The organism is Peribacillus sp. P4_D6 (assembly GCF_056401795.1).
Window position 1 is genome coordinate 1 of record NZ_JBFUIQ010000068.1, and the last position, 22,217, is coordinate 22,217.

At 42.4% G+C, this 22,217-nt stretch carries 22 protein-coding genes; 11 read left to right on the top strand and 11 right to left on the bottom strand.

The annotated features are described in order from the left end of the window. Window positions 1-192, top strand: a 192-nt coding sequence (locus AC1DVB_RS17785) for a hypothetical protein (RefSeq protein ID WP_477590246.1), incomplete at its 5' end; no start/stop codon positions are given. 48 nt (window positions 193-240) lie between these two features. Here the strand turns inward: AC1DVB_RS17785 and AC1DVB_RS17790 are convergent. Then, window positions 241-1,884, bottom strand: coding sequence for an alkaline phosphatase (locus AC1DVB_RS17790; RefSeq protein ID WP_477590262.1), 1,644 nt, complete (start codon window positions 1,882-1,884; stop codon window positions 241-243). 176 nt (window positions 1,885-2,060) lie between these two features. Beyond that, window positions 2,061-2,447: a VOC family protein gene (locus AC1DVB_RS17795; RefSeq protein WP_223255861.1), complete on the bottom strand. Its 387-nt coding sequence runs from the start codon at window positions 2,445-2,447 to the stop codon at window positions 2,061-2,063. Window positions 2,448-2,770: 323 nt separating this feature from the next. Between AC1DVB_RS17795 and AC1DVB_RS17800 the strand changes: the two genes are divergently transcribed. The 3 genes from AC1DVB_RS17800 (at window position 2,771) to AC1DVB_RS17810 (ending at window position 5,264) form a co-directional block, all read left to right on the top strand. Then, the gene (locus tag AC1DVB_RS17800) at window positions 2,771-3,040 is read left to right on the top strand and encodes a DUF1292 domain-containing protein (protein WP_034310405.1); all 270 of its coding nucleotides are present in this window, start codon (window positions 2,771-2,773) and stop codon (window positions 3,038-3,040) included. 176 nt (window positions 3,041-3,216) lie between these two features. Next, entirely contained in the window at window positions 3,217-3,651 is a 435-nt protein-coding gene (locus tag AC1DVB_RS17805) for a cell wall hydrolase (RefSeq protein WP_477590264.1), read from the top strand. 146 nt (window positions 3,652-3,797) lie between these two features. After that, window positions 3,798-5,264 (top strand): PAS domain-containing sensor histidine kinase, encoded by a 1,467-nt coding sequence (locus AC1DVB_RS17810; protein WP_477590248.1) that lies wholly within the window; start codon window positions 3,798-3,800, stop codon window positions 5,262-5,264. A 37-nt stretch (window positions 5,265-5,301) separates the two neighbouring features. Here AC1DVB_RS17810 and AC1DVB_RS17815 read toward each other — a convergent pair whose 3' ends face one another. Then, window positions 5,302-6,294 (bottom strand): NADPH:quinone oxidoreductase family protein, encoded by a 993-nt coding sequence (locus tag AC1DVB_RS17815; RefSeq protein WP_057277991.1) that lies wholly within the window; start codon window positions 6,292-6,294, stop codon window positions 5,302-5,304. A 162-nt stretch (window positions 6,295-6,456) separates the two neighbouring features. Between AC1DVB_RS17815 and AC1DVB_RS17820 the strand changes: the two genes are divergently transcribed. Then, the gene (locus AC1DVB_RS17820) at window positions 6,457-6,897 is read left to right on the top strand and encodes a peptidylprolyl isomerase (protein WP_034310415.1); all 441 of its coding nucleotides are present in this window, start codon (window positions 6,457-6,459) and stop codon (window positions 6,895-6,897) included. A 77-nt stretch (window positions 6,898-6,974) separates the two neighbouring features. Here the strand turns inward: AC1DVB_RS17820 and AC1DVB_RS17825 are convergent, their stop codons facing one another. Continuing rightward, window positions 6,975-7,913, bottom strand: coding sequence for an oxidoreductase (locus tag AC1DVB_RS17825; protein ID WP_477590250.1), 939 nt, complete (start codon window positions 7,911-7,913; stop codon window positions 6,975-6,977). Between the two features lie 107 nt (window positions 7,914-8,020). Beyond that, complete coding sequence (locus AC1DVB_RS17830) at window positions 8,021-8,791, bottom strand: sulfite exporter TauE/SafE family protein (protein ID WP_034310419.1); 771 nt, start codon at window positions 8,789-8,791, stop codon at window positions 8,021-8,023. Window positions 8,792-9,005: 214 nt separating this feature from the next. Between AC1DVB_RS17830 and AC1DVB_RS17835 the strand changes: the two genes are divergently transcribed. Further along, window positions 9,006-9,788 carry a TrmB family transcriptional regulator gene (locus AC1DVB_RS17835; RefSeq protein ID WP_034310422.1) on the top strand — a complete coding sequence of 261 codons (783 nt, stop codon included), beginning with the start codon at window positions 9,006-9,008 and terminating at the stop codon, window positions 9,786-9,788. Window positions 9,789-10,070: 282 nt separating this feature from the next. On the opposite strand, the gene AC1DVB_RS17840 is transcribed toward AC1DVB_RS17835, so the two are convergent. Continuing rightward, window positions 10,071-10,424: a hypothetical protein gene (locus tag AC1DVB_RS17840; protein ID WP_063574813.1), complete on the bottom strand. Its 354-nt coding sequence runs from the start codon at window positions 10,422-10,424 to the stop codon at window positions 10,071-10,073. Window positions 10,425-10,589: 165 nt separating this feature from the next. Between AC1DVB_RS17840 and nagZ the strand changes: the two genes are divergently transcribed. Together nagZ and AC1DVB_RS17850 are read left to right on the top strand one after the other, a co-directional pair. Continuing rightward, window positions 10,590-11,822, top strand: coding sequence for a beta-N-acetylhexosaminidase (gene nagZ, locus AC1DVB_RS17845; RefSeq protein ID WP_477590253.1), 1,233 nt, complete (start codon window positions 10,590-10,592; stop codon window positions 11,820-11,822). 90 nt (window positions 11,823-11,912) lie between these two features. After that, window positions 11,913-12,101 (top strand): hypothetical protein, encoded by a 189-nt coding sequence (locus tag AC1DVB_RS17850; protein WP_034310424.1) that lies wholly within the window; start codon window positions 11,913-11,915, stop codon window positions 12,099-12,101. A gap of 518 nt (window positions 12,102-12,619) precedes the next feature. On the opposite strand, the gene AC1DVB_RS17855 is transcribed toward AC1DVB_RS17850, so the two are convergent. Then, on the bottom strand, window positions 12,620-13,021 hold the full coding sequence (locus tag AC1DVB_RS17855; protein ID WP_034310428.1) for an SET domain-containing protein: 402 nt from the start codon (window positions 13,019-13,021) through the stop codon (window positions 12,620-12,622). A gap of 283 nt (window positions 13,022-13,304) precedes the next feature. Next, entirely contained in the window at window positions 13,305-14,930 is a 1,626-nt protein-coding gene (locus AC1DVB_RS17860) for a M4 family metallopeptidase (protein ID WP_057277987.1), read from the bottom strand. A gap of 442 nt (window positions 14,931-15,372) precedes the next feature. Here AC1DVB_RS17860 and AC1DVB_RS17865 point away from each other — a divergent pair, with 442 nt between their 5' ends. From AC1DVB_RS17865 to AC1DVB_RS17875, 3 genes are all read left to right on the top strand, one after another. Further along, window positions 15,373-16,854: an amino acid permease gene (locus AC1DVB_RS17865; protein WP_141242767.1), complete on the top strand. Its 1,482-nt coding sequence runs from the start codon at window positions 15,373-15,375 to the stop codon at window positions 16,852-16,854. Window positions 16,855-17,097: 243 nt separating this feature from the next. Beyond that, complete coding sequence (locus AC1DVB_RS17870) at window positions 17,098-18,198, top strand: CaiB/BaiF CoA transferase family protein (RefSeq protein ID WP_477590257.1); 1,101 nt, start codon at window positions 17,098-17,100, stop codon at window positions 18,196-18,198. Between the two features lie 252 nt (window positions 18,199-18,450). Next, the gene (locus AC1DVB_RS17875; RefSeq protein WP_477590259.1) at window positions 18,451-18,975 is read left to right on the top strand and encodes a hypothetical protein; all 525 of its coding nucleotides are present in this window, start codon (window positions 18,451-18,453) and stop codon (window positions 18,973-18,975) included. Between the two features lie 103 nt (window positions 18,976-19,078). Here the strand turns inward: AC1DVB_RS17875 and AC1DVB_RS17880 are convergent, their stop codons facing one another. The 3 genes from AC1DVB_RS17880 to AC1DVB_RS17890 form a co-directional block, all read right to left on the bottom strand. Then, window positions 19,079-20,254 (bottom strand): MFS transporter, encoded by a 1,176-nt coding sequence (locus AC1DVB_RS17880; protein ID WP_400450278.1) that lies wholly within the window; start codon window positions 20,252-20,254, stop codon window positions 19,079-19,081. 154 nt (window positions 20,255-20,408) lie between these two features. Continuing rightward, window positions 20,409-20,711 (bottom strand): ArsR/SmtB family transcription factor, encoded by a 303-nt coding sequence (locus AC1DVB_RS17885; RefSeq protein WP_057278291.1) that lies wholly within the window; start codon window positions 20,709-20,711, stop codon window positions 20,409-20,411. Window positions 20,712-20,920: 209 nt separating this feature from the next. Further along, a complete protein-coding gene (locus AC1DVB_RS17890) occupies window positions 20,921-22,024 on the bottom strand; it encodes a 5-methyltetrahydropteroyltriglutamate--homocysteine S-methyltransferase (protein WP_095679894.1) in 1,104 nt (367 codons plus the stop codon). Window positions 22,025-22,217 lie beyond the last annotated feature (193 nt).

Here is a 22,217-nt window from a genome sequence, read left to right on the forward strand (position 1 = left end):
AGACTAGTTTATCCTTTAAGTTTTTCACCTGTAATCCTCATAAGATTGAAGAAAGTTTGCGGCACTCCAGCCGAAAAACTGGTTAGCCAGACCCCAGAGTCGCTCGCGGTGAGATGGCTTGGCAGACAGTCGGCGGAAAGGGAGCGAAATCTGAAATCAACTGGGGCTTTAATTGATTTGTTTACAGTCTGAGGAGCCCTTGTTAAAAACAAGGGCTCCTTCCCATTCAAAAGTGTTTGCTTACTTGACTGCCTTTAATGCTTGTTCGGATATATAGAAGTCTTTTCCGTTGTAAACGGTGATCGCATTAATTTCTTTTTCTTTAGTGGATTTAGGAGTCTTGCTGATAACGATATTCTTATTTGCAGGCAACTCCACTTTTTGCTTGCCCTTTTTCGCTACGAAAACTGGGTTATTCGGGTCTGTAACATCAATGCGTGTTGAATATCCTTTTTTCTCAAAGGAATCTTTAGCATTCATGTATAGTTTGTTCGATAATTTTTGTAAATCAAAGCCCATGAAATCGGCCATTTTTTTAGCGAGGTCTGTATTCTCCACTAATCCAGTCGGTTTTGAAGGGCCATAAGAATACAGGAATACGTCTTCCCCTGTATGCCCGCCAGTTGTAAAGCCAATGTTGGCACGGTTAGCAAGCAGCTTTGTCATTTCTGCACCTACATTTTTAGAAGAGGTAAGTTTTGCTGTTTCTTCAGAAGTCAGATTATCCAGTCCATACAGTGCTGCAACTTCTTTCAGATTGGAATGATCTGGTTTTAGCTTACTTAAGGCCCCTTCAACAGTCATTTTCGCTTTCTTTAATGGATCGATATAAGCTGATACGGGTGTTTCCGGGTAGGAGGAGTTCGTGTTTACGTTACCCATTGTAATTCCGCTGTTCCCATGGTCCGTTACAGCAATGACCATCGTGTTACCGTCATTTTTTGCAAACGTAAGGGCTTCGTTCACGGCATCATCAAAAGCTAAAGTATCACTAATCATTCCGATCGTGTCGTTTCCGTGAGCAGCCCAGTCAATCTTGCTTCCTTCAACAAATAAGAAGAAGCCATCTTTATCTTTTTTCAAGGTTTTAAGGGCTTTATTGGTCATTTCAGCTAAAGTGGGTTCACTTGGCTTTGTTGTTTTACGATCTAAATCATATGCCAGGGCGCTTGGTGCAAAGCTTCCCCAAATTTTATTCGATTTGGATTTTAACAGCTCGTCACGGGTTTCAACAAAATCATATTTGTCTTCATCGAGCACTTTCAAAAGGTTTTCTCCATCCATTCTTGCATTTTTTGTTTTACCTGGTAAAAGGGATTCTTTGCCGCCTCCCAAAACGACGTCAATCCCCTGATAAACCTGCTGTTCCGCAATATCACCATAATTGCTTCGATGTGTCACGTGAGCGGAGAAGCCTGCGGGTGTAGCATGCTGGATTTCAGATGTAGAAATGATGCCAGTAGCCTTTCCGGCTTGTTTCGCACCCTCCAAAACGTTAGCGACTGGTTTATGGGCATTTTTCGGATTAACCGGATCGAGCCCTGGAGAATTAACGATGGTTGGCAGGACACCGACAAATTTATCATTTGATTTATTTCCTGTCGCAAGCGCTGTTGCTGCAGGAGCTGAGTCGGTAATCGCCGATTCAGCCGAGTATGTACGCATGCCGCCAGACAGCATTTCGTCCATGGCTAGATTATCGCCTTTATACCACCTTGAAAGGGTTGTTGCTCCTGTGCTTGTTCCATCCATCACCATCATGATGACGTTGGTTGGTTCTTTTTTCTTGTCTTTAGCCTGAACATCTTCCTTCATTGTTGAAATACCAAGTGATGAAATGGCCACCGCGCCCGCTAAAGTAATTCCAGCTACCTTTTTGCTCATTTTCCCCAAAATGCATACCTCCAAAAATATGATTACATTTAGGATAAATGCAGTATATTAAGAAATTACTTCATGTAAGTAAAGAAAGGATTTTTATCTGTAAATTTTGGTTGAAGAATAGAGTGAATGTTAAAAAAAGCAGAAGTCTATAAGACTCTGCCTTTTTAGGGTGTTTTTTACCTTTGGAAAAATTCAATCCACTCTTTTTCCGGTCCATATACGTAGAAATAGCGATAACCATTCGGAAGGGTGACAATCTCTTCATCAATCAGTTCGGTGTTATCCAAGCTTTTGATCCGGGCATATTCTTCTTCGATATCATCCACGGTAATGGCAAAATGGTGGATCGTTGCTTCGGATGGAAGTGTATCGCTATATCCCTGAATCAATTCTATTTCTGTTTCGTCCGACTCTTCGTAACCGAGGAATGCCAGTTCGATCACTCCATTAGTATGAGTCATGCGTTCCTTTAATTTTAAATCCAGCACATCTTGATAAAAGGCGATGGATTTTTCAAGATCTTTTACAACAACGCCAATGTGATCGACCCTTTTTACAGCCAAGAAATCTTCCTCCTTCATTAAATCCGTATGCAACTTGCTAATAGTAGTATATATAAGATTATTCGGAATTAAATTACTTTTTTATAGCCGTTTATAGATAATTTTTAAAATGATGTTAATAAAGGGAAAGTATTGGTAAATAATGAAAAAATGACAAATGGCTTATGGGATAATACTTTTCTTCCATAGTATCACTTGATAGATTCTTTTCTTGGAAAGAAATGTATTCATCATTTTCCAGGGCAAAAATTTGTTTCTAAATGGAATAGTCGATATACTATGGAAACAACTCCATTATTAATGGATAGGAGAGGAGAGGTAGTATGGGAAAAATTCGTGAAGGTGAAGTTTTCACTCTTACTGATGACAGTGATGAAGGCCATGAAGTTGAGGTTTTAGGTTCATTGGATGTAGAAGGAACGGAATATGTTGCAGTAGGCTTGCTTGAAGATATTGAAGAGGATACAGATGAAGATATCGATATTTTCTTTTTCAGGGTCGAAGGCGAAGGTGAACTGCTCGATATCGAATCGGATGAAGAATTCGAAAAGGTATCATTGGCGTTTGAAGCGGCATTTGAAGCGAAAGAATGACAAGATAAAAGACGGCACAATGTGTGCCGCCTTTTTTATATGTATAAGGAAAGTATCGGCCCCGCCTTCGCCAAATACCATGATAGCCACGCGTGCTATCCAGCCTTACTTAAGTATAGGGTTGTATTATTGATAGGACGTGTACTACATATGAAGATTTTGTTAATAAACGGAGTATTTTTCCATATCAAAGGCATAGGACTGATGCCGATATTGCCTTATTGGCAAGATTGCTTAGAGCGGAAGGCGAGGGTGAAGGTGATCAAGGTATGCTGATGATCGGTAATGTCGGGGTCAATCGGATTAGGTCGAATTGTTCCGATTTCAAAGGGTTGAGGACGATTCCAGACATGATTTATCAGGAGCATGCCTTTGAGGCTGTACAGAAGGGGTATTTTTATCAGCGGGCAAGAGACAGGGAAAAGAGGCTTGCACGCTGTAGCGTAAGCGGCGAAAGGCTATGGCCTTCGAAATTTAGCCTATGGTACTTCAGGCCACCGGGAGATTGCCCGGCAACCTGGTATAATCAGCCCCTTGTTGGGCGTTTCAAGCTCCATTGCTTTTATGAACCAACAGGTACAGAATGTCCCAATATTTATAATACATTTTAAGGAAATCGCTGAACCTTATGGGGGTTTGGCCTCTTTGTGCATCAATCCTTAACTTGGAAAAAACATATGATAAAACTGGCAAATGATTTACTGATACTGTAAAATTGACACTGTAAATTTCCGGATAAGAAAGGAATAAAAAATTGATGAGTAAAAGGCTTATTGATTATGGACAAGGGCAAATGGGAGAACAGCCGGAGGATAGTGCCGAGAAATTCAAGTCTTTCATGGAGAACAACCCGGACGCCATTTCCATTGTTGATCTGGAAGGAAAGACCCTTCAGGTGAATGCAGCTTTTGAAGAGTTTTTCGGATGGACGAATGAGGAGCTCATTGGCATGCCGTTTCCAATTATTCCTGATTTCTTGAAGGAGTCAGTCAATGAATTGCATGACCAAATTAAGGCTGGGGTACAAAAGAAAGGCTTTGAAACGGTCAGGTTAAGGAAGGATGGCCAGTTAATCGATGTAAGCATCTCCCTATTTAATATCCGCGATAATGAAAATGAGCCGTGCGCATTGGTTTTCGTTTATCGGGATATTACGAATCAAAAACTTGCTGAAGCTGCCTTGAAGGAAAGTGAACAAAGGTATCGCAGTTTAGTGGAGGTGTCACCTGAAGCGATTTTTGTACATCGCAATGGGATCATCGAGTATATGAATCCCATGGGGGCAAAAATGCTTGGGATGGATAGTGTGGAAGATATTATCGGTAAATCGGTTTTTCAGTTCGTCCACCTGGAGTCCCGGGAAAGTGTACAAAAAAGAATCGAAATCATGAGGGACGATCATCAGGCGGTTGGTTTACTGGAACAAAAGTTCATTCGGCTTGACGGACAAGAATTTTATGGAGAAACACTCGGTCTTCCGATTATTTATAAAGGGCAACCAGCCATTCAGGTATTCTGTAGGGATATTACGGAGCGTAAAAAGACCGAAGAGCTGATCTGTAAATCCAATATGTTATCGGCGGTAGGACAGATGGCTGCAGGCATCGCACATGAAATAAGAAATCCATTAACTACGGTCAAAGGGTTTTTGCAATTATTAAGGGAAGACCCTGAGCAAAAGGACTATCTTGAAATGACGGTCAGTGAAGTTGAAAAAATCGAAATCCTGGCCAATGAGTTTTTAAGTTTAGCAGAGCCTGAAGCGAAGGTTTGTGAACTCATTCAGCTTAACGAGATATTGGACAGTGTGATTACGTTAGCCGAATTTCAAGCGATATTGAATGATGTCGAAATCATCAAGGAATATACTACGGATACGGCATCAGTCTTTGGCGAACCGAATCAGTTAAAACAAGTATTCACGAATGTCGCCAATAATGCGATAGAAGCCATGCCGAATGGGGGCAAACTTCATATACAGTTAAACCATGAAGGTGACTCTGCGATGATCCGGTTCATTGATCAAGGCTGCGGAATCTCAAATGAACGCATGAAGCATCTAGGGCAGCCTTTTTATAGTACATCTGAAAAAGGAACAGGGTTTGGGCTCATGGTCAGCACCAAAATCATCCATGAACATAATGGGGAAATTCATTTCACTAGCGAAGTGGGAGAAGGGACGATTGTGGATATCAGTCTCCCTATCTTTGAAAGTTCACAATGAAAAGTGACGAGAAGCCATGCTCTCGTCACTTTTTGGTTCATAGTTTAACGATCGTCCTGCCTCTTGCTTCCCCTTTTAATAGGGTAGGAAGGACGTCAGGCAATTCTTTAAGTGTAATTTCCTGTTGAACGAGCTGTTCCAAATCCTCCAGTTTAAAGTCGGTGGCAAGTCGGTGCCAAACTTTCAATCTTGTATCCATCGGGCAATTGACCGAATCGATCCCAAGTAGATTAACACCTCTTAGGATGAATGGAAAGACGGTGGCAGGAAGGCTTGTCCCAGCTGTCAATCCGCTGACCGCCACAGCTCCGCCATACTTGATTTGGCTAAGGACCGAAGCTAACGGTTCACCGCCGACGGGATCTACCGCCCCGCTCCACTTCTGTTTGCCCAGAGCCCGAAGCTTGCCATCATATACATCTTCACGCGATACAATGGTCGACGCACCGATTGCCTTCAAATATCCATGTTCCGATTCCTTTCCTGTACTAGCCTCAACGGAATAGCCAAGTTTGGAAAGGATCGAGACGGCAAAACTGCCGACCCCGCCAGTTGCACCAGTGACAAGAACGCTCCCTTGCTCAGGTGTGAGGTTGTTTTCTTCCAGCCGCAGAACCGATAGTGCTGCAGTGAAACCGGCCGTTCCGATGATCATCGCCTCTTTCATTGTTAGGCCATCAGGAAGCGGGACGATCCACTCTGCAGGAACACGGGCAAATTGACTATAGCCCCCTGATTGGGAAACGCCAATTCCATAGGAGGTCGCAATGACTTCGTCTCCTTCTTTAAAGCGGGAATCCTCAGATGAAACGACAACACCAGCCATATCAATTCCCGGAACGATCGGATAGCTGCTGACAATGTTTCCATTTGGAATGGCTGCAAGGCTATCTTTATAGTTCACACCGGAATAATGAACACGGATGAGCACTTCGCCTTGAGGTAGATCATCAAGTGATAGCTCCTGAATGTTAACGGTGAATTGATCATCTTGCTTATTCACGACTAATGCATCAAATTGCTGTATCATGGTTCGTTCCCCCTTATAATAATGAATCTATCCCATTATAAAAGAAAAAATAGAGGAATGTATAATGATACAATTCGAAATAAGTAGCGCTTCCTTTTCTTTCTGCTACTAAAAATGGTACTATTAGATTTGATTCAGTTCATATTAAAGGAGATGTTTAACATGGCTAAAAAAGGATACATACTTATGGAAAATGGAGAAAAAATCGAATTCGATCTTTTCCCGAACGAAGCACCTAACACAGTGGCTAACTTCGAAAACTTGGCAAACACAGGATTTTATAATGGCGTAGTCTTTCACCGTGTAATCCCTGGTTTCGTAAGCCAAGGCGGAGATCCAACAGGTACAGGCGCAGGCGGAAGCGGCACACAAATCAAATGTGAAACAGAAGGAAACCCTCATAAACATGAGGCAGGAAGCCTATCTATGGCACATGCTGGAAAAGACACAGGCTCAAGCCAATTCTTTATCGTGCATGAACCACAACCGCATCTTAACGGTGTTCACACAGTATTCGGTAAAGTGACTTCTGGACTTGAAACAGCCAAAGCTATGAAAAATGGCGACAAAATGGAAAAAGTCGAAGTTTTTGACGCTGAATGATGGAAGCGAAAAGAGGGGGCATTATGCTCCCTCTTTCTTTTTGCTCTGTTCATGAGCGAAGACAGGGAAATATAAAGTCATTTTGGCGTCATGCTTTCAGTGAAACGATATTTGACCTCTGTCAAGGTTTCGGAAATATCCCATAATCTTTTCGAAGTTTCTTCATTATATAAGGTATCGATGACCTCGTCTTTTCTGGGAAAGCCTTTTCTGCCCTTCTTTCCATCGGGTCCGATATACTCCCCGCCTGTCAATGAAGGTTCCGTTGCGRCATAAAGGGTAGGCAATGCTCCCATACTTGCCGGCTGGGTGATGGTTTTGGAAAGAAAGTGCACGAATCTATTTATGGGTTTGCCGGAACCGCGGGACATGAGATTAGTATGGGAAAGGCCCGGATGACAGGCAACACTGATCGGGGTTGCGCCATGCTGGTTGAATTTATTTTGTAATTCGCGGGCGAAGAGTAGATTGGCCAGTTTGCTTTGCCCATAGTATTTCATTGGTTTATAACCGTTTTCACCATTTAGATTTTCGAAGTCTATATATCCATTGATGGCGGCCAAGCTGCTCAATGTGACCACGCGCGATTTTGGCGTAGAAAGGATACACGGAAGAAGGAGGCCTGTCAAAGCAAAATGACCGAGGTGATTGCAGCCGAATTGCAGCTCGAAGCCATCCTTCGTCCTACTGTAGGGCGGAATCATCACACCTGCGTTATTGATGAGGACGGAGAGAGATTCATAGTTTTCCTGAAAGGAAGCGGCAAAATGCCGAATGCTGCTCAAATCACTTAAATCCAGCTCCATCACACGTACATTTGCCTTTGGATGGACCGATAAGATTCTATCGACCGCCTTTTCACCCTTTGAAGCATTCCGGACCGCAAGGATGATCTCTGCCCCCTTACCGGCCAATGCAAAAGCCGTTTCGAAGCCAAGCCCGCTATTTGCACCAGTAATCACAATGGTTTGCCCCGATACATCTGCCATTTCTTCGCCATTCCACTTTTCAATCATCCAATCACACCTTTCCACACAGTCTTTACTTATCATATACCCAAATAATTCCTATATGTCACATTCTGTGGGGGGAACAGTGTGCTGTCGTCTATTTTTTAAAAAGATTAGCCGCCCATTAAGTAATCCATTATATTTTTCACGATCAAAATGACGGTCACGATGATAAATAATACTCTTACATATGCCACCCCTTTCTTAATGGCAAATTTAGAACCGGCCAACGCTCCCGCTATCATGGAGATCCCCATTGGAATTCCGTAGGAAAAGTTAACGGTATCAAGGAATATGAACATGATCAGTGCCGCCAAATTACTTCCGAAGTTCAAAAATTTGGCATTTCCTGCAGAGTGCAAAAAATCAAAGCCAATCATTAAAAAGGCAAACAAAATGAAGGATCCCGTTCCAGCGCCCAAAAAGCCATCATAAAAACCAATGGCAAATATAGCGAACGCAAATAGTGCAGCCTTTTGCCATGTGAGTGTATGGTAAGTCGATTTCTGGCCCCAGTCCTTTTTAAAAAAGGTATAAATGGCAATAGCTATTAATAGAACCAAGATCATTGGCTTTAATAATTCAGGCGAGACGAAATTGACAACCCAGGCTCCTAGCAGGGAACCTATGAAAATCAATGGGAAAAGTTTTGAAACCAATTTGAAATCAACCTTACCTGAGCGAATGAAAGCAATGGTGCTTGTTAAAGACCCCATGGAACTTGCTAACTTATTCGTAGCGATCGCTGCTGACGGGGAAAGTCCTGAAAATAATAAAGCGGGTATCGAAATCAGGCCGCCGCCGCCGACCACGGAATCAATGAATGCTGCCAAAAATCCGAAAAACATCAGCAGCAAAAGTGTCGAAATTTGTATATCTTCCATCCAAGAAGCCTCCGTATCGATGGCATTATGGCTGAAATGCTTGTTGTGCTGGAGCCATAATCCATGCGTTCATATTAGTCACTATTTAGATAGTAACTAATAAGAACCATTCTGTAAATAAGAATATTTGAGCCATACTGTTTGAAATCGAATAGATTTCGATAAGAGATTTGGTATGATAGGCATATAACTTACCAAAGCACTAGGAGGTACTATGCAAGATATCATTCAAAAACTACAGTCTCTCGGGTTTAGTCAATATGAAGCAAAGGCTTATGTTTCTTTGGTTCGCCAAGGCCCAACCAGTGCCTATCAAGTAAGCAAGGAGTCAGGAATTCCAAGGGCCCGCATCTATGAAATATTAAATGGACTGCAAGAAGAAGGAATCGTCTTAAAAGAGGAAATCAATGACTCAATAAAATATTCACCGCTGCCAGTCGATGTTTTTTTGGAATCGGTTCAATCAAAATGGAACAATACCTATCAATCCATCAGCCATACATTAAAGCAATTCGAGAAAAACGAACCGATGTCCGACAATCGTGTAATGACGCTTAAAGGTGAAGGGCACATCCTATCCTTTTGCCGTACCTTGATTCAAAAAGCCGAGAAAAGGGTGGTGGTTTCCCTATGGGACGAGATGTATGGAAAACTTGAACAAGAGCTAATAGGGGCCGCTGCGCATTGCACGCTGAAGGGGATTGCATTTCAGGTTGAAAACCCATTATCAGGTATAGATATACATCGCCAAACAAGCTATGTGGAGAATATTGGAGAAAACAAATGGTTCATCTTATCCATTGACGGCAAGGAGACGATTTACGGCCCTTCGCCCGAAACGAGAGAAACGGCGTTCTACACAGATGATCCCATTCATATCAATTTTCTCGAAAATTACATTTGGCATGATATCCTCGTTAACCGCTTGGTTAAAAAGGATGAAGAAGATGCCGAGAAATGGATTTCAAGTGAAAGAGACCGTTTTTTCTCCCTATAAGATTTGAAAAAAAGCTGATAACCCCATATGCAGGGGATATCAGCTTTTTTATTTTGGCTCTTTTCGAAAAGATTGTTGTTTTTAAAACGAAACTATTTAAGGTTGATTGGAGYGGAAGTGCGAGACTCCTGCGGGATTAGCGGGACAGATAAGACCCCACAGGCGTTCACGCCGAGGAGGCTCACCGCCCGCCCCGCGGAAAGCGTGCATCTGGAGGGGAAATCAACCACACCGCACTACTTGTTAAATAGCAACAAAGTATGCGAAAACAGCCTTTATTTTTCATTCGGCTAAAAGGGTTTTAGGAAATCTGATGGCCGTGGGCAAGCTGGATTTATCTCGATAAGACCTGTAAGACACAATCGTATGATTATGCGCTTGAACGTCCAACTGGAGAACCTGTGAGCTTTTCATTTCCAAATAGTACGTAACGTCTTCTATTTGTAAATGATAAAAGGAAAAAGGTATCCCTAAAAGGTCTTTCCTGATTAGTTTTGTTTCGGGCTGATTGATGATGTGCTCACTCAATTCCGCTATCGTAACAGAAGTTGTTCCTGTAATGGCTGTTATTTTTTCTTTTGCATAATCGACTGCATGACTGAAAGTGCCGGCAATGTTCTTCAAGATTCCGTTCATGGGTGCATCTCCTTTGAATTAGGCTATGTATGTAGTATTATACGCGGCTAATGGTTTATGCAAAAAAATCGGCAATGATGATATAGAATCGTCACTTTATGAACATGATTAAGAAGTGTGCAACAAATATAAAAGGGCAATCAAGAAAGGACAGAAGGTCAAAGCATGAGGAATAAAAAAATATTTATGGGCCTGCTTTTCATCGCAATCCTCGCTTTTTCAGCCGTGTTCATTCAGAATATGGATGTCAATTCCAGAGCGAAAAAAGGGGAGGACGACGATGCGGATAATCATGAAAGAATAGAGAAATTGCTGAATAAAATGACGCTTGAAGAAAAAATCGGACAGCTTATGATGGTCGGTTTCAGGGGGACTGAAAAGAGCGATGAAATTACGGAGCTCATCGAACAAAAACATATAGGAGGTGTCATCTATTTTGACCGCAATATGAAATCACCTAAACAAGTGGCCCGGTTATCCAACTCGCTTCAGCAAACGGCCAATCAAAGTGCACATTCGCTTCCGTTGATGGTGGCCATCGATCAGGAAGGCGGGGACATCATCAGGATGAAGGAAAGGGTATCGCCCCTCCCTGCGCAACAGGATCTTGGGGAAAATGCCTCTATTGAAGATATGTACAAGGTGGCCAGGTTGAATGGGACAGAACTGGGCTCCATGGGGATTAACATTAATTTTGCCCCTGTACTTGATCTATCAAAAACGGATAAACGTTCATTGGGGCAAGATCCGGAAAAGGTCTATCAATACGGGAAGAAAGCCATTCAAGGCTTGAATGATGTATCGATAACGGGTGCATTGAAGCACTTTCCCGGCAACGGACGCAGCGAAATCGATCCGCATGTCGAAACTTCATCCGTGGAGGCCAACCAACTGGATCTGGAAAATTCGGATATCTATCCCTTCAAGCAAATCATAAGTGAAATGGATAACCAAAAGTTTTTCGTGATGGTGACCCACATTAAATATCCAGCCTATGATAAAGAAAAACCAGCAAGCCTTTCTAAAATCATCATAGAAGACCTGCTTCGGGGGAAACTCAAATATGAAGGACTTGTCGTTACCGACGATTTGGAAATGGGAGCCGTGAACAAGTACTTCTCCTATGATGAGATGGGGAAGCAGGCAATCCTTGCAGGAGCTGACTTATTACTTGTCTGTCATGAATATTCCCATGAGCTTGAGGTATATAACGGTTTACTGCAATCAGTAAAAGCAGGGGAAGTTCCAATGGATAGAATTAACGAGTCAGTGAAAAGAGTGTTGACATATAAACTTAACAACATGAAGCAAACGAAAGCTGACCCTGATCAAGCTGAAAAAGTCGTGAAAAATCCCGAAAGCATAAAGTTCATCGAAAGCCTGAGCGAGGATGAATAAAGCGAAACCGCTCTCTCAAAAAGGTGCTTTTGTTTAAATCAGCTGATAGAGGGAATACTATATAGGACTAACTTGAAGGAGGAAACGAACATGCCATCAAACAAAATGCTTGGAACCGTCCTGATAGGAGCAGCCGCATTTTTAATGCGCAATAAGAAAACCCGTGAAAAAACCATGAGTCAAATAAGATCCCTAGCCACACCAGAAACCATTGATAAGGTGAAGAGCCAATTCCAATCAATAACCAAAACAAAATCAAGTAACCCTTCCGTTCGTTAAAGTGAATTGACCCCATTAGTAAATCTTAATGGGGTCAAACTGTAGACAAATTAGAGAAGAACCAGTGTTTTCAGGAGTGTCGCGGATTTGTAAATGAGGGTTTCACCTTACTTTAAATGAAAAGTTGAATGGAACGGAAGGTACGAGACTCCTGCGGGAAAAGCGAGTCCAGGGTAGACCCCACAGGCGCAAAGGCGCCGAGGGCGGACCGCCCGCGGAAAGCGAGTGCCTGGAGTGGAAATCATATTACTAACCCTCAAATCTGCTGCTTCCGCCCAATTGTCTGCCAAGCCTAATCAAAGCAAGCGGTTTCGGCTAACCAGTCATTCGGCAAGAGTGTAGCAAATTTATTTTTATTCAATCGTCTTCAAAAAACTATCTCCATTAAGTTAATCTTAATGGGGCTTTTTTTATGGTTTAGTGAATTCATCATGCCGGTAAAAGGAAAAGCACTCGTTCCTTTCGAAGACCATGGACAGGCATTCAAAAGTACAAGTGCTTTCATGAGGGATCAATGATCATTCAGCTTCATCTTCGCCGTCATTTTCTTTATTGAACCAAAGCGGATCCTCATTATCGACTTCACCATTATAATTAATCAGGATTTCTTCTCCTGCTTTTATGTCGGTGTAAGCAAAGAAATCAAACGTATGATTCTTGAAGTTTATGTCATACGTAGCGTTGGGTGTATAAGAATGATTAAACAGCATGCCATAGCCTAAAAGCATGGCAGTATGGTTAATTCCATATTCAAACGCATAATCAGCCAGCAATGTCTTCTCAATGAAAACATGCTCCTCGTTCGGATATGCAATGACTGGTGCCTCGTGCAAAAGCTCACCTTTTTTAATATCTCGTGTTGCGAATACGCCTCTATTGAACTCGCCATCACTGAGTGTGGAAGTTTTAACTTCAATCATGTTCGTCACCTACTTGTTCTATTCAATATAGTCCAGATCATCTAAGCTTGACAGTTAATAAGAAGAAAAGCAACTATTTTACGGAATTAATCATTTTTAGTATACTACTCAGTTTGTTTTTAGTAAGGATCTACCTGTACCGTAGGACGGAATTCTTCACATGAAGGACGAAAAAAGGGAACGAACGGCCAAAATGATCCTCGGAAGGTAGACCGATTAATAAGATAAAAACACCTCCGCTAGCAGGGAAGCTAGGGAGGTGTTTGATATATAGGTAAATCTGTTAATTCACACCGACAGCAGTAAAGGCATTTTTGACAGCCGTGACTTCTGCACTGCTTGAACCGTATAAATCAGAGGCCGATTGTATGACGGCCGCTCTGGCTTGTGAAAAAGTAGACGACGAAGTTAAATATGTTGTGTTTGCCCGATAAAAGATGGTTCCTAGTTTATCGATGCCGATTCCGGATACACTCACGCCATGGTGGGTTCCGCCTGCAGAGATTAAATAAGCTGCCTTATTAATGATTCCGCTGTTCGTGTGGACTCCGCCATTATCACCCGTTCCTGTATAACGGTTCGAATAATGGTCAGGGTCCCCATTCAATGTTGGATTGGCCATCGAGCGGAGTGCATCACCGGAAATGTTAGGTGTGTAAATATCTTCCCCGACCAAATAGTCGGCTTTGGCACTTTGATTCTTAAATTCTACGACAGTGCCAAAAATATCAGATATCGCTTCATTCAAAGCACCGGATTCATATTGATAGGTAAGGTTCGATTCCGAGGAAGTGACGGCATGCGTCAATTCATGCGCAACGACATCGAGCCCGCCGGACAATGGGATGAACGTCGTGCCATCTCCATCACCGTAAACCATTTGGGTGCCATCCCAAAAAGCATTATTGTATCTTGAGCCATAATGGACGGTTGATTTCAGGATGGTTCCATTACCATCATAGGAGTTCCGGCCAAATGTGGATTTGTAATAATCATAGGTTTTACCCGCATAATAATGGGCATCCACCGCAGCTTTATCGGCAGAAGCAGTAAAAGCATTTGTTGTGTTGGAAAAGAGTGTACCAGGCAATCTTGAACGGTTATTGGCGTTATACGTGTAGATGCCTTTACCGCGTGTATTGTCTTGTAAGTAGTATTGACCGTTGGATAAGGTAGTGTTCAGCGACACCGTATTGTTTAAGACGCCAGTGCCCGTTCCGACGGAGTTGGTCCCCGTCACTTCATCCAATGTATTATATTTATTCAGGATTTTACCCGTTTTGACTGAAATGAAATAATGATGATTTCCTGGTTCCGGACTTAAGAATTTCAAATTGACTTTATATACATAATCGGCCTTGCCTTCATTTGCGTATACATACAGGTCAGATTCAGGTGATTGCTCGTAGGCAGGTGTGAACCCCAGATCCGCTTCAGCTATTTTGATAGCTTCGGATTCACTGATGCCTTTTTTAGCCTTTTTCCCTAATTTCGTGTTTAGATTGGCTTCAACCGTACCGGACACGACGGTCAATACACCTTTAGCGTCAATCAATACGGCTTGTGTGGAATTCCATACTGGTACGCCTTTATAGGTTTGTTGCAATTTAAGGACGGTATTGCCCAGTTCATCCTTGCTTTCTTTCTCGATCGTGAAGGAGTCCTTCGCCTTTTGCTTTTCTAGCTTGTAAGACTTTTTGTTCTCATCAAAAAAGGTAAGAATGATATCTTCTGCCGTTTGCTTTGAGGGGTCCGTAAGCTTCCCAGACTTGTATTCTAGCGAATCCCTATGCTTATTGTACTTTTCAACACTTAACACATTTTTTGCCGCTAAAGCTTCTTGATGGGGAATAGCAGAAAATAATAGACCGATTGATAGTGCAGTTCCTAAAAATACCTTACCTTTCATAACACTCAACTCCTTCATGAGAATACCTCATTTTTACATCGTTTCATAATTATTATCAAATGGAGAAAACTTGAAAAAAATATGACATTTAAAGGGATAAAATGGAGAAAAATGGATTTTAATAGAAATATTCTTTGGATATATTCTTTTAGTAATATTTGGAATGTATTTAAATTAAGCCAAATGAATAAATGTGCAAAAAACCATGGCATAATGTGCAAAAAACCATGGCGTAAAGTGCAAAGAAATTTGTCTATTGAAGGCATTTTTTTGGATAATCTGTTGAATATTGCGCTTTATAAATTTGGCATGAAAATTGCATATATTCAGAAAAGGAATTCGAATTGTAAATTAGGTCTATTTGAGAGTCTATGAAATAGGAAAATTTATTAAATGATTTCCCCATATATGAAAGCGCTTATATAGAAAGGGATGAAAAATTATGATACCAAAACAAGAAAATGACATCTTGCATCCTCCAAAGCAAGAAGAACAAGGGTTAAAGCGCGGTTTGAAATCCCGCCATTTAACGATGATTTCCATTGGCGGGGCTATTGGTACCGGGCTGTTCCTCAGCAGCGGTGCAGCCATTCATACAGCTGGGCCAGGCGGGGCATTACTTGCTTATGCCTTAGTTGGGGCAATGGTGTACTTCGTGATGACGAGCTTAGGGGAATTGGCGGCCTTTATGCCGACAAGCGGCTCTTTCAGTACCTATGGATCGAAATTCGTCGATCCGGCATTTGGTTTTGCCTTGGGATGGACGTATTGGTTCAATTGGTCGATGACGATAGCCGCAGAATTGGCAGCCTCGACAATGATCATGAAATTCTGGTTTCCGAATAGTCCATCATTGTTATGGAGTTCATCATTCTTGGTGCTCATTTTCCTATTGAACTATTTATCCGTAAAAGGATATGGTGAAGGGGAATACTGGTTTTCCTTCATAAAAGTAACCGCCATCGTTATTTTTATTATCGTCGGGCTGCTAATGATCGTCGGCATTATGGGCGGCGAAGCGGTAGGCTTTAAAAACTTCACCGTCGATGACGCTCCTTTCCCGGGCGGGTTCATGGGTGTCTTCATCGTTTTCATAGCGGCTGGCTTTTCTTTTCAAGGTACCGAAATTGTCGGTGTGGCTGCCGGGGAAAGTGAAGATCCTGCACGGAATATACCGAAGGCCATTAAAAGTGTCTTCTGGAGGATCTTGCTCTTTTACGTATTGGCAATCTTCGTAATTGGACTGCTTATCCCTTATACGAACTCGAGTTTGCAAGGTGATAACGTCATGGTAAGTCCATTCACGCTCATTTTTGAAAAAGCTGGAGTCGCCTTTGCCGCTTCGCTTATGAATGCCGTCATTTTAACAGCGGTATTATCTGCAGGTAACTCAAGTCTATATGCATCTACCCGTATGTTATACTCAATGGCAAAAGATGGGCAAGCACCGCGTATTTTTGCAAAACTTAATAAACGCGGCGTACCGGTTGCAGGCATGATTTTGACATGCTCCATCGGCATGCTGGCCTTTTTAGCCTCCATATTCGGCGATGGCAAAGTGTATATTTGGTTAATGAATGCCATCGGAATTACAGGATTCATCTTTTGGCTCGGCATTTCCATCAGCCATTACCGTTTCCGGAAAGCGTTCATCGCTCAAGGCCATTCATTGGAGAAGCTGCCATATAAGGCATTATGGTTCCCGATCGGACCGATTTTTGCCATTTTAATCGGCATGATCGTCATCCTGTCCCAAAATATCCAAGCCTTTTTCTCAGACCATATCGATTGGGGCAGTGTTGTAGCTGCATACTTGGGGATTCCGCTTTTCCTTGGTCTATGGCTTGGCTATAAATTTATAAGAAAAACTAAATTCGTTAAACTTGATGAAGTCGAATTTGACTTTGACAAAAAATATGACTGAACAAGCTTAAAGTAAAAGCAGCCGGACAATGCAGTATTGAATTGTCCGGCTTTTCCTTGTTTTCTATAGACTCATTATCAAAAGCCAGGAAGCTGATTCCTGGCTTTTTATTTTTATTAAATGGAAATTTATACAAATATTATGGGAGGTGTTATATGATAATCGTAAACTCGGCTAAATTGCATGTACGGAATGACTGGAGGGCTTTTACTATTTTAAAGGGAAAGGGAAGGTGCACAGCTGATGACCTTATTGACTCATTTAAAAGTATTGGACTTTTCAACGTTACTGCCAGGCCCATTTGCCACTTTGATGCTAGCGGATTTAGGAGCGGATGTTTTGAAGGTGGAGAGGCCGGGGACAAAGGATTCATGGGGTGTGAATCAATATCTTAACAGATCGAAGAAGTCGATCACACTGGATTTAAAACAATCCGAGTCTATCGAATCCGTAAGAAACCTAGTGACGGAATACGATATCGTCATTGAACAATTCCGTCCAGGTGTCATGGAACGTCTGGGACTGGGGTATGGGGCATTAAAATCGATCAACCCGAAGCTGATTTACTGTTCCATCACGGGCTACGGCCAGACTGGTCCCTATAAAGACCGACCGGGACATRATATCAATTATATTTCGATAGCAGGCTTATCTGGCTATTCCGGTACGAAAAAGGACGGTCCGGCAAAAAACGGAACCCAAATTGCAGATCTTGCCGGAGGCTCATTGCATGCTGTCATCGGAATATTATCTGCAGTCATACACAGGGAAAGAACAGGATTCGGCCAAGCCATCGACATCAGCATGACCGACTGCAGTTTTGCCTTGAATGCCATATCCGCACCTCTGAATTTACAAGGTGGCCTTGAACTTGAACCAGAAAAACTGATGCTGAACGGAGGGTCTTTTTATGACTTTTACGAAACGAAAGATGGACGCTATTTTTCGGTAGGCAGCCTTGAGCCCCCTTTTCGAAAAGCATTATGTGAAGCGATCGGTGCACCCGAATTATATGAACTGAGCATGAAAAGCGATGAAGAAAGCGGAATCAGGTTTAAAACGGCCGTCCGGCTGGCTTTCCTCGAAAGAGATTTTCATGAATGGCAGGAGATATTCGCTGAATTCGAGGCCTGCGCAGAACCAGTGCTGACTTTCACCGAAGCGGCCGAGCATCCCCAATTGAAGGAGAGGGGAATGATCGTCGAGGTACCTGACGGAAAAGGGAATGTCCAGAAGCAAATCGCCTGCCCGATCAAAACATCGGTTTTCACCCCTGGATATAAACATGCAGGCTTGGAGCCAGGACAAAACAACGCAGAAATCCTTCGCACCCCCAATCGCTAAATAAAGATGTAAAGGCTATCGCTTTTCCGAGTTTTTTGGAAGGTGATAGCCTGTTTTTTTAAAAAAAAGGCCGGAAAAAGCAGGGGGAGGGTCGATATGATCGTTCGAAGGTCGAAGTGAAGCGGAAGGAGAACAATTATCCTCTTATCATTTGTGGAAAGCAACATATTACCACTGTGAAAATTTACTAGTTATAACCAGTGTGGGCAGGGTATCAGAGTAGCATCCTGGTAAGGAGGGGGTTAGTTAAATATGTTTGGTCTCTCTGATATCATTAAATTTCTATTTTCCTTTTTTTTGATCATGCCGATCGTTACGCTGATACATTTGAGCGGGCATATTTTCTTTGTTACGCTCTTTGGGGGATCAGAAAAGAAAATCTTGATCGGTTGTGGCAATAAACTTTTCGCCTTTCGGAACATAGAGGTGAGGAAATATTATTTTTGGAATGGGACTTGCGAGTTCAAGGGATTGAAACATGATAATCGATTGACGAATACGCTGATATATTTAGGGGGGGCTATCTTTAATTTAGTCAGCATGCTGATCATATATAGCTTAGTGTATCAGAATATCCTGGACAGCTCGGTGATCTGGTATCAATTCATCTATTTTTCTYTCTACGTTATGTTTTTCTCCCTGTTTCCGATGTATTTCTCGGACGGATCGCCTAGTGATGGGAAGGCTGCGGAATTGGCCTTGAGGAACAAGCTGGAAGATAGGGTGACGGATGATATATTCGTGAAGAAAATGGAGGATGATGATAGCTGCAAGTAAAAAGGGAACGTCCAGATGGCCGTTCTTTTTTTTGTTTGCTTTCAGTTTTAGGATTTATCATAAGGCTAGAATCTAGCCTTATGATGAATGTTTATCTAACGGTCTAGGAATTTATGGACTGTGCTATTTTACTGCTTGATGATGAACTTGAAAGGACCAGAACAATGACCATGGCAATGGCAACCCCTGTTGCACCGATCCAGGTTATGGAAGCAAGGGATACTTGTTCTACAACGACACCGCCAATTCCAGCACCGGCGGCCATGGCCAATTGCATCATCGACTGATTCAGTCCGAGCATGACTCCTGATGATTCAGGCTCTAGGGTCGCTAAATGATATTGCTGTGTCGGCCCTGATGACCATGCTGCGAACGACCATAATGTGAGGATTATCAAAACGGCCATCAATGAATTCGTAACGATGGATAACATGATGATCATCACAATATGCAGCGCCATACCGCCAATTAGTGTAAATGATACACCCCATCGATCCGTACTATATCCGCCAAACTTTGATCCGATCAAGCTTGCGATACCGAATATAAGCAAGGCCGTGCTAAGTAGAGAGTCACTTATCCCTGATACGGATAGCAGGTAAGGGGATAGGTAGGTATAAGCTATCGAGTATCCGCCAAGCCAGAAGAAGGTTATCGATAATCCAAGGGCAACTTTCCTTTTTTTAAGAAGGGCCAGCTGCTGGAGAAGTGGTACTGGTTTATCTCCTTTGGTAGCAGGAATGGTAAAGAATAAAACGACCATGGCAATCAGGCCGAATAGGGCGATTCCGCCAAAGACGGATTTCCAGCCGAATGCATCCGTCATGATTCTTCCGAGGGGTACGCCAATGATAAGGGAAGCTGTAAACCCCATGACAACTGTCGCAATAGAACTTGCTTGTTTATCTGGCGGAGCAAGCTTAGCGGCAATATTCAGAGCGGTGACTACAACCAATCCTGCACCAAGTGCCATGATTATGCGTGCAAATAGAAACGGTCCAAAGCCTGGTAATAGAAAGGCAAGCAGGTTGGACACTATGAATAGTCCAAGGGAATACAACATTAATTTTCGTCTGTCTAAACTTGCTGTCAAAGCCATTAGAATGGGTGTACCGATTGCATAGACAAGGGAGAAAATTGTAATGAGCTGTCCTGCGGCAGCAAGGGTAACTCCAAGAGAATCCGCAATCTTATCCAAAATCCCGGATATGATGAATTCGGATGTTCCTACTAAAAAACTGATTATCGCCAACATATAAATTTTCCATGTATTAAGCAAAATAGATTCACTCCTCATTAATGATTATCAATTTTATATAAAGACATATCGGAATATGTTAATATGTATGGATAAAAAATATACATATCGCGAAATATCGAACTGTTAGGGGGGAAAAGAACCCAACCCTCTAAGGTACGGATCAGGTTCATTTTCATACTTCTTCTTTCAAGAAATCAGTAATTTTTGAGATTGCATCTTCATCTCGTTTGTAATACGTAAACTTTCCTATCCGCTCCGTTTTAATCAATCCTGCTCTAAGAAGCATCGAGAGGTATTGAGAGGCCGTGGACTGGGTCATGTTTAATTTTTCCGTAATCTGACTTACGCAAACGCCGGTTTCCTTCATGTCTATTCCCTCATGAGGGGTGAAGTGGAGTTCAGGCGCCTTGAGCCATTGTAAGATTTGCAACCTGGATTCATTGGATAATGCTTTAAATATCTCGATTGTTTTCATACATTTCATTATATCGAGAATTATCGATATGTCAAATGATTTTAACATTCATCGTTAATTTCATAAATCAAAACTTGATACCGTTATTCAAAAGAGCCATTAAAGGAATGGAAATGTATTATTGCAAGGACCTAATCGGCTCCCTAATAAGTGCTGCCGATTAGGTTATTCGAATCCTGTAAATTAGAATTAAAGTCTCCGGAAAAAAATCATTCCCATACTTCTTTTGCTATATCAACGACGAATTTCAGCTTTTCCCATTGCTGTGCTTCGGTTAGCTTGTTGCCGTGATGTGTGGAGGCGAAGCCGCATTGAGGGCTTAAGCATAATTGTTCGAGCGGAACGAAGTGCGATGCTTCTTTAATGCGTGCCTTAACAGCTTCCTTGTCCTCGATTTCTCCATTTTTTGAAGTGACGGCACCCAGTACGACCCGTGCACCGCCATTTGGAATGTATTCCAATGGTTTGAAATCCCCTGAGCGTTGATCATCATATTCCAAGAAGAATCCATCCACTTTTTCTTTTGCCAATAAAGTTGGGGCGATACGGGCATAGCTTCCTTCAAACGCCCATGTCGACTGGTAGTTTCCGCGACATAGATGGGTAGTGACGATAAGGTCTTCAGGTTTGCCTTCCAATGCGCCATTAATGACCCGAAGTGCAAGATCAATTAATTGTTCCCTCGTATATTTTCCATCTTTGAACTGGAAATCCGGAGCTGAAAGTCTGGCAATATATACATCATCCAATTGAAGATAACGCACACCTGCTTCATAAAAGGCTTTCAAAGCATGCTGATAGGCGTTGATGATATCATTTGCATAGTCTTCAATATCAGGGTAGACGTCTTCATTATGAATGCCTGCAGCAAATAATTGATTCGGACTCGGGATTGTTTGCTTGGCAACGGCACGTCCGTTCACGATTTTGTTCAATTCAATGAAATCACGAATAAAGGGATGTTCAGGGTTGAATGAAACTTTCCCGGTATTGCGAACATTATATCTCTCTGTTTCGACACCATCGAATGTGAGGCCTTTTTCAGTTACATAACCCTCGATGCCATTTAAATGTTCGAGGAAGTCAAAGTGCCACCATGTTCGTCTGAATTCACCGTCCGTAACAGCCTCTAAACCAACTTCAATTTGTTTATCGACGATCCGATTGATTTCTTCAGTTTCAATTTCACGAAGCCTCTCAGCTGAAATGGTACCTTCCTTAAAGTCCTTCCTGGCAATATGTAAACGTTCCGGTCTTAATAAACTTCCGACGTGGTCCGCCCTGAATGGTGCTTTCGTTAATGTGATTGACATGTTGATTCCTTCTTTCCTTTTAAAAATATAGGCTCTTTTCGTAAAGATTGTTGTTTTTAAACGAAACTATTTAAGGTTGATTGGAGCGGAAGTGCGAGACTCCTGCGGGAGCAGCGGGAGAGGTGAGACCCCACAGGCGTTTACGCCGAGGAGGCTCACCGCCCGCCCCGCGGAAAGCGAGCATCTTGAGGGG

What these genes read in the sequence shown, in the direction of transcription:
- AC1DVB_RS17800 (WP_034310405.1), top strand. Translation starts at nt 2,771, where the DNA reads ATGGGAAAAATTCGTGAAGGTGAAGTTTTCACTCTTACTGATGACAGT.
- AC1DVB_RS17855 (WP_034310428.1), bottom strand. Translation starts at nt 13,021, where the DNA reads ATGATTGAAGTTAAAACTTCCACACTCAGTGATGGCGAGTTCAATAGA.
- AC1DVB_RS17890 (WP_095679894.1), bottom strand. Translation starts at nt 22,024, where the DNA reads ATGTCAATCACATTAACGAAAGCACCATTCAGGGCGGACCACGTCGGA.
- AC1DVB_RS17885 (WP_057278291.1), bottom strand. Translation starts at nt 20,711, where the DNA reads ATGAAAACAATCGAGATATTTAAAGCATTATCCAATGAATCCAGGTTG.
- AC1DVB_RS17820 (WP_034310415.1), top strand. Translation starts at nt 6,457, where the DNA reads ATGGCTAAAAAAGGATACATACTTATGGAAAATGGAGAAAAAATCGAA.
- AC1DVB_RS17865 (WP_141242767.1), top strand. Translation starts at nt 15,373, where the DNA reads ATGATACCAAAACAAGAAAATGACATCTTGCATCCTCCAAAGCAAGAA.
- AC1DVB_RS17815 (WP_057277991.1), bottom strand. Translation starts at nt 6,294, where the DNA reads ATGATACAGCAATTTGATGCATTAGTCGTGAATAAGCAAGATGATCAA.
- AC1DVB_RS17835 (WP_034310422.1), top strand. Translation starts at nt 9,006, where the DNA reads ATGCAAGATATCATTCAAAAACTACAGTCTCTCGGGTTTAGTCAATAT.
- nagZ (WP_477590253.1), top strand. Translation starts at nt 10,590, where the DNA reads ATGAGGAATAAAAAAATATTTATGGGCCTGCTTTTCATCGCAATCCTC.
- AC1DVB_RS17810 (WP_477590248.1), top strand. Translation starts at nt 3,798, where the DNA reads ATGAGTAAAAGGCTTATTGATTATGGACAAGGGCAAATGGGAGAACAG.
- AC1DVB_RS17850 (WP_034310424.1), top strand. Translation starts at nt 11,913, where the DNA reads ATGCCATCAAACAAAATGCTTGGAACCGTCCTGATAGGAGCAGCCGCA.
- AC1DVB_RS17830 (WP_034310419.1), bottom strand. Translation starts at nt 8,791, where the DNA reads ATGGAAGATATACAAATTTCGACACTTTTGCTGCTGATGTTTTTCGGA.
- AC1DVB_RS17860 (WP_057277987.1), bottom strand. Translation starts at nt 14,930, where the DNA reads ATGAAAGGTAAGGTATTTTTAGGAACTGCACTATCAATCGGTCTATTA.
- AC1DVB_RS17790 (WP_477590262.1), bottom strand. Translation starts at nt 1,884, where the DNA reads ATGAGCAAAAAGGTAGCTGGAATTACTTTAGCGGGCGCGGTGGCCATT.
- AC1DVB_RS17840 (WP_063574813.1), bottom strand. Translation starts at nt 10,424, where the DNA reads ATGAACGGAATCTTGAAGAACATTGCCGGCACTTTCAGTCATGCAGTC.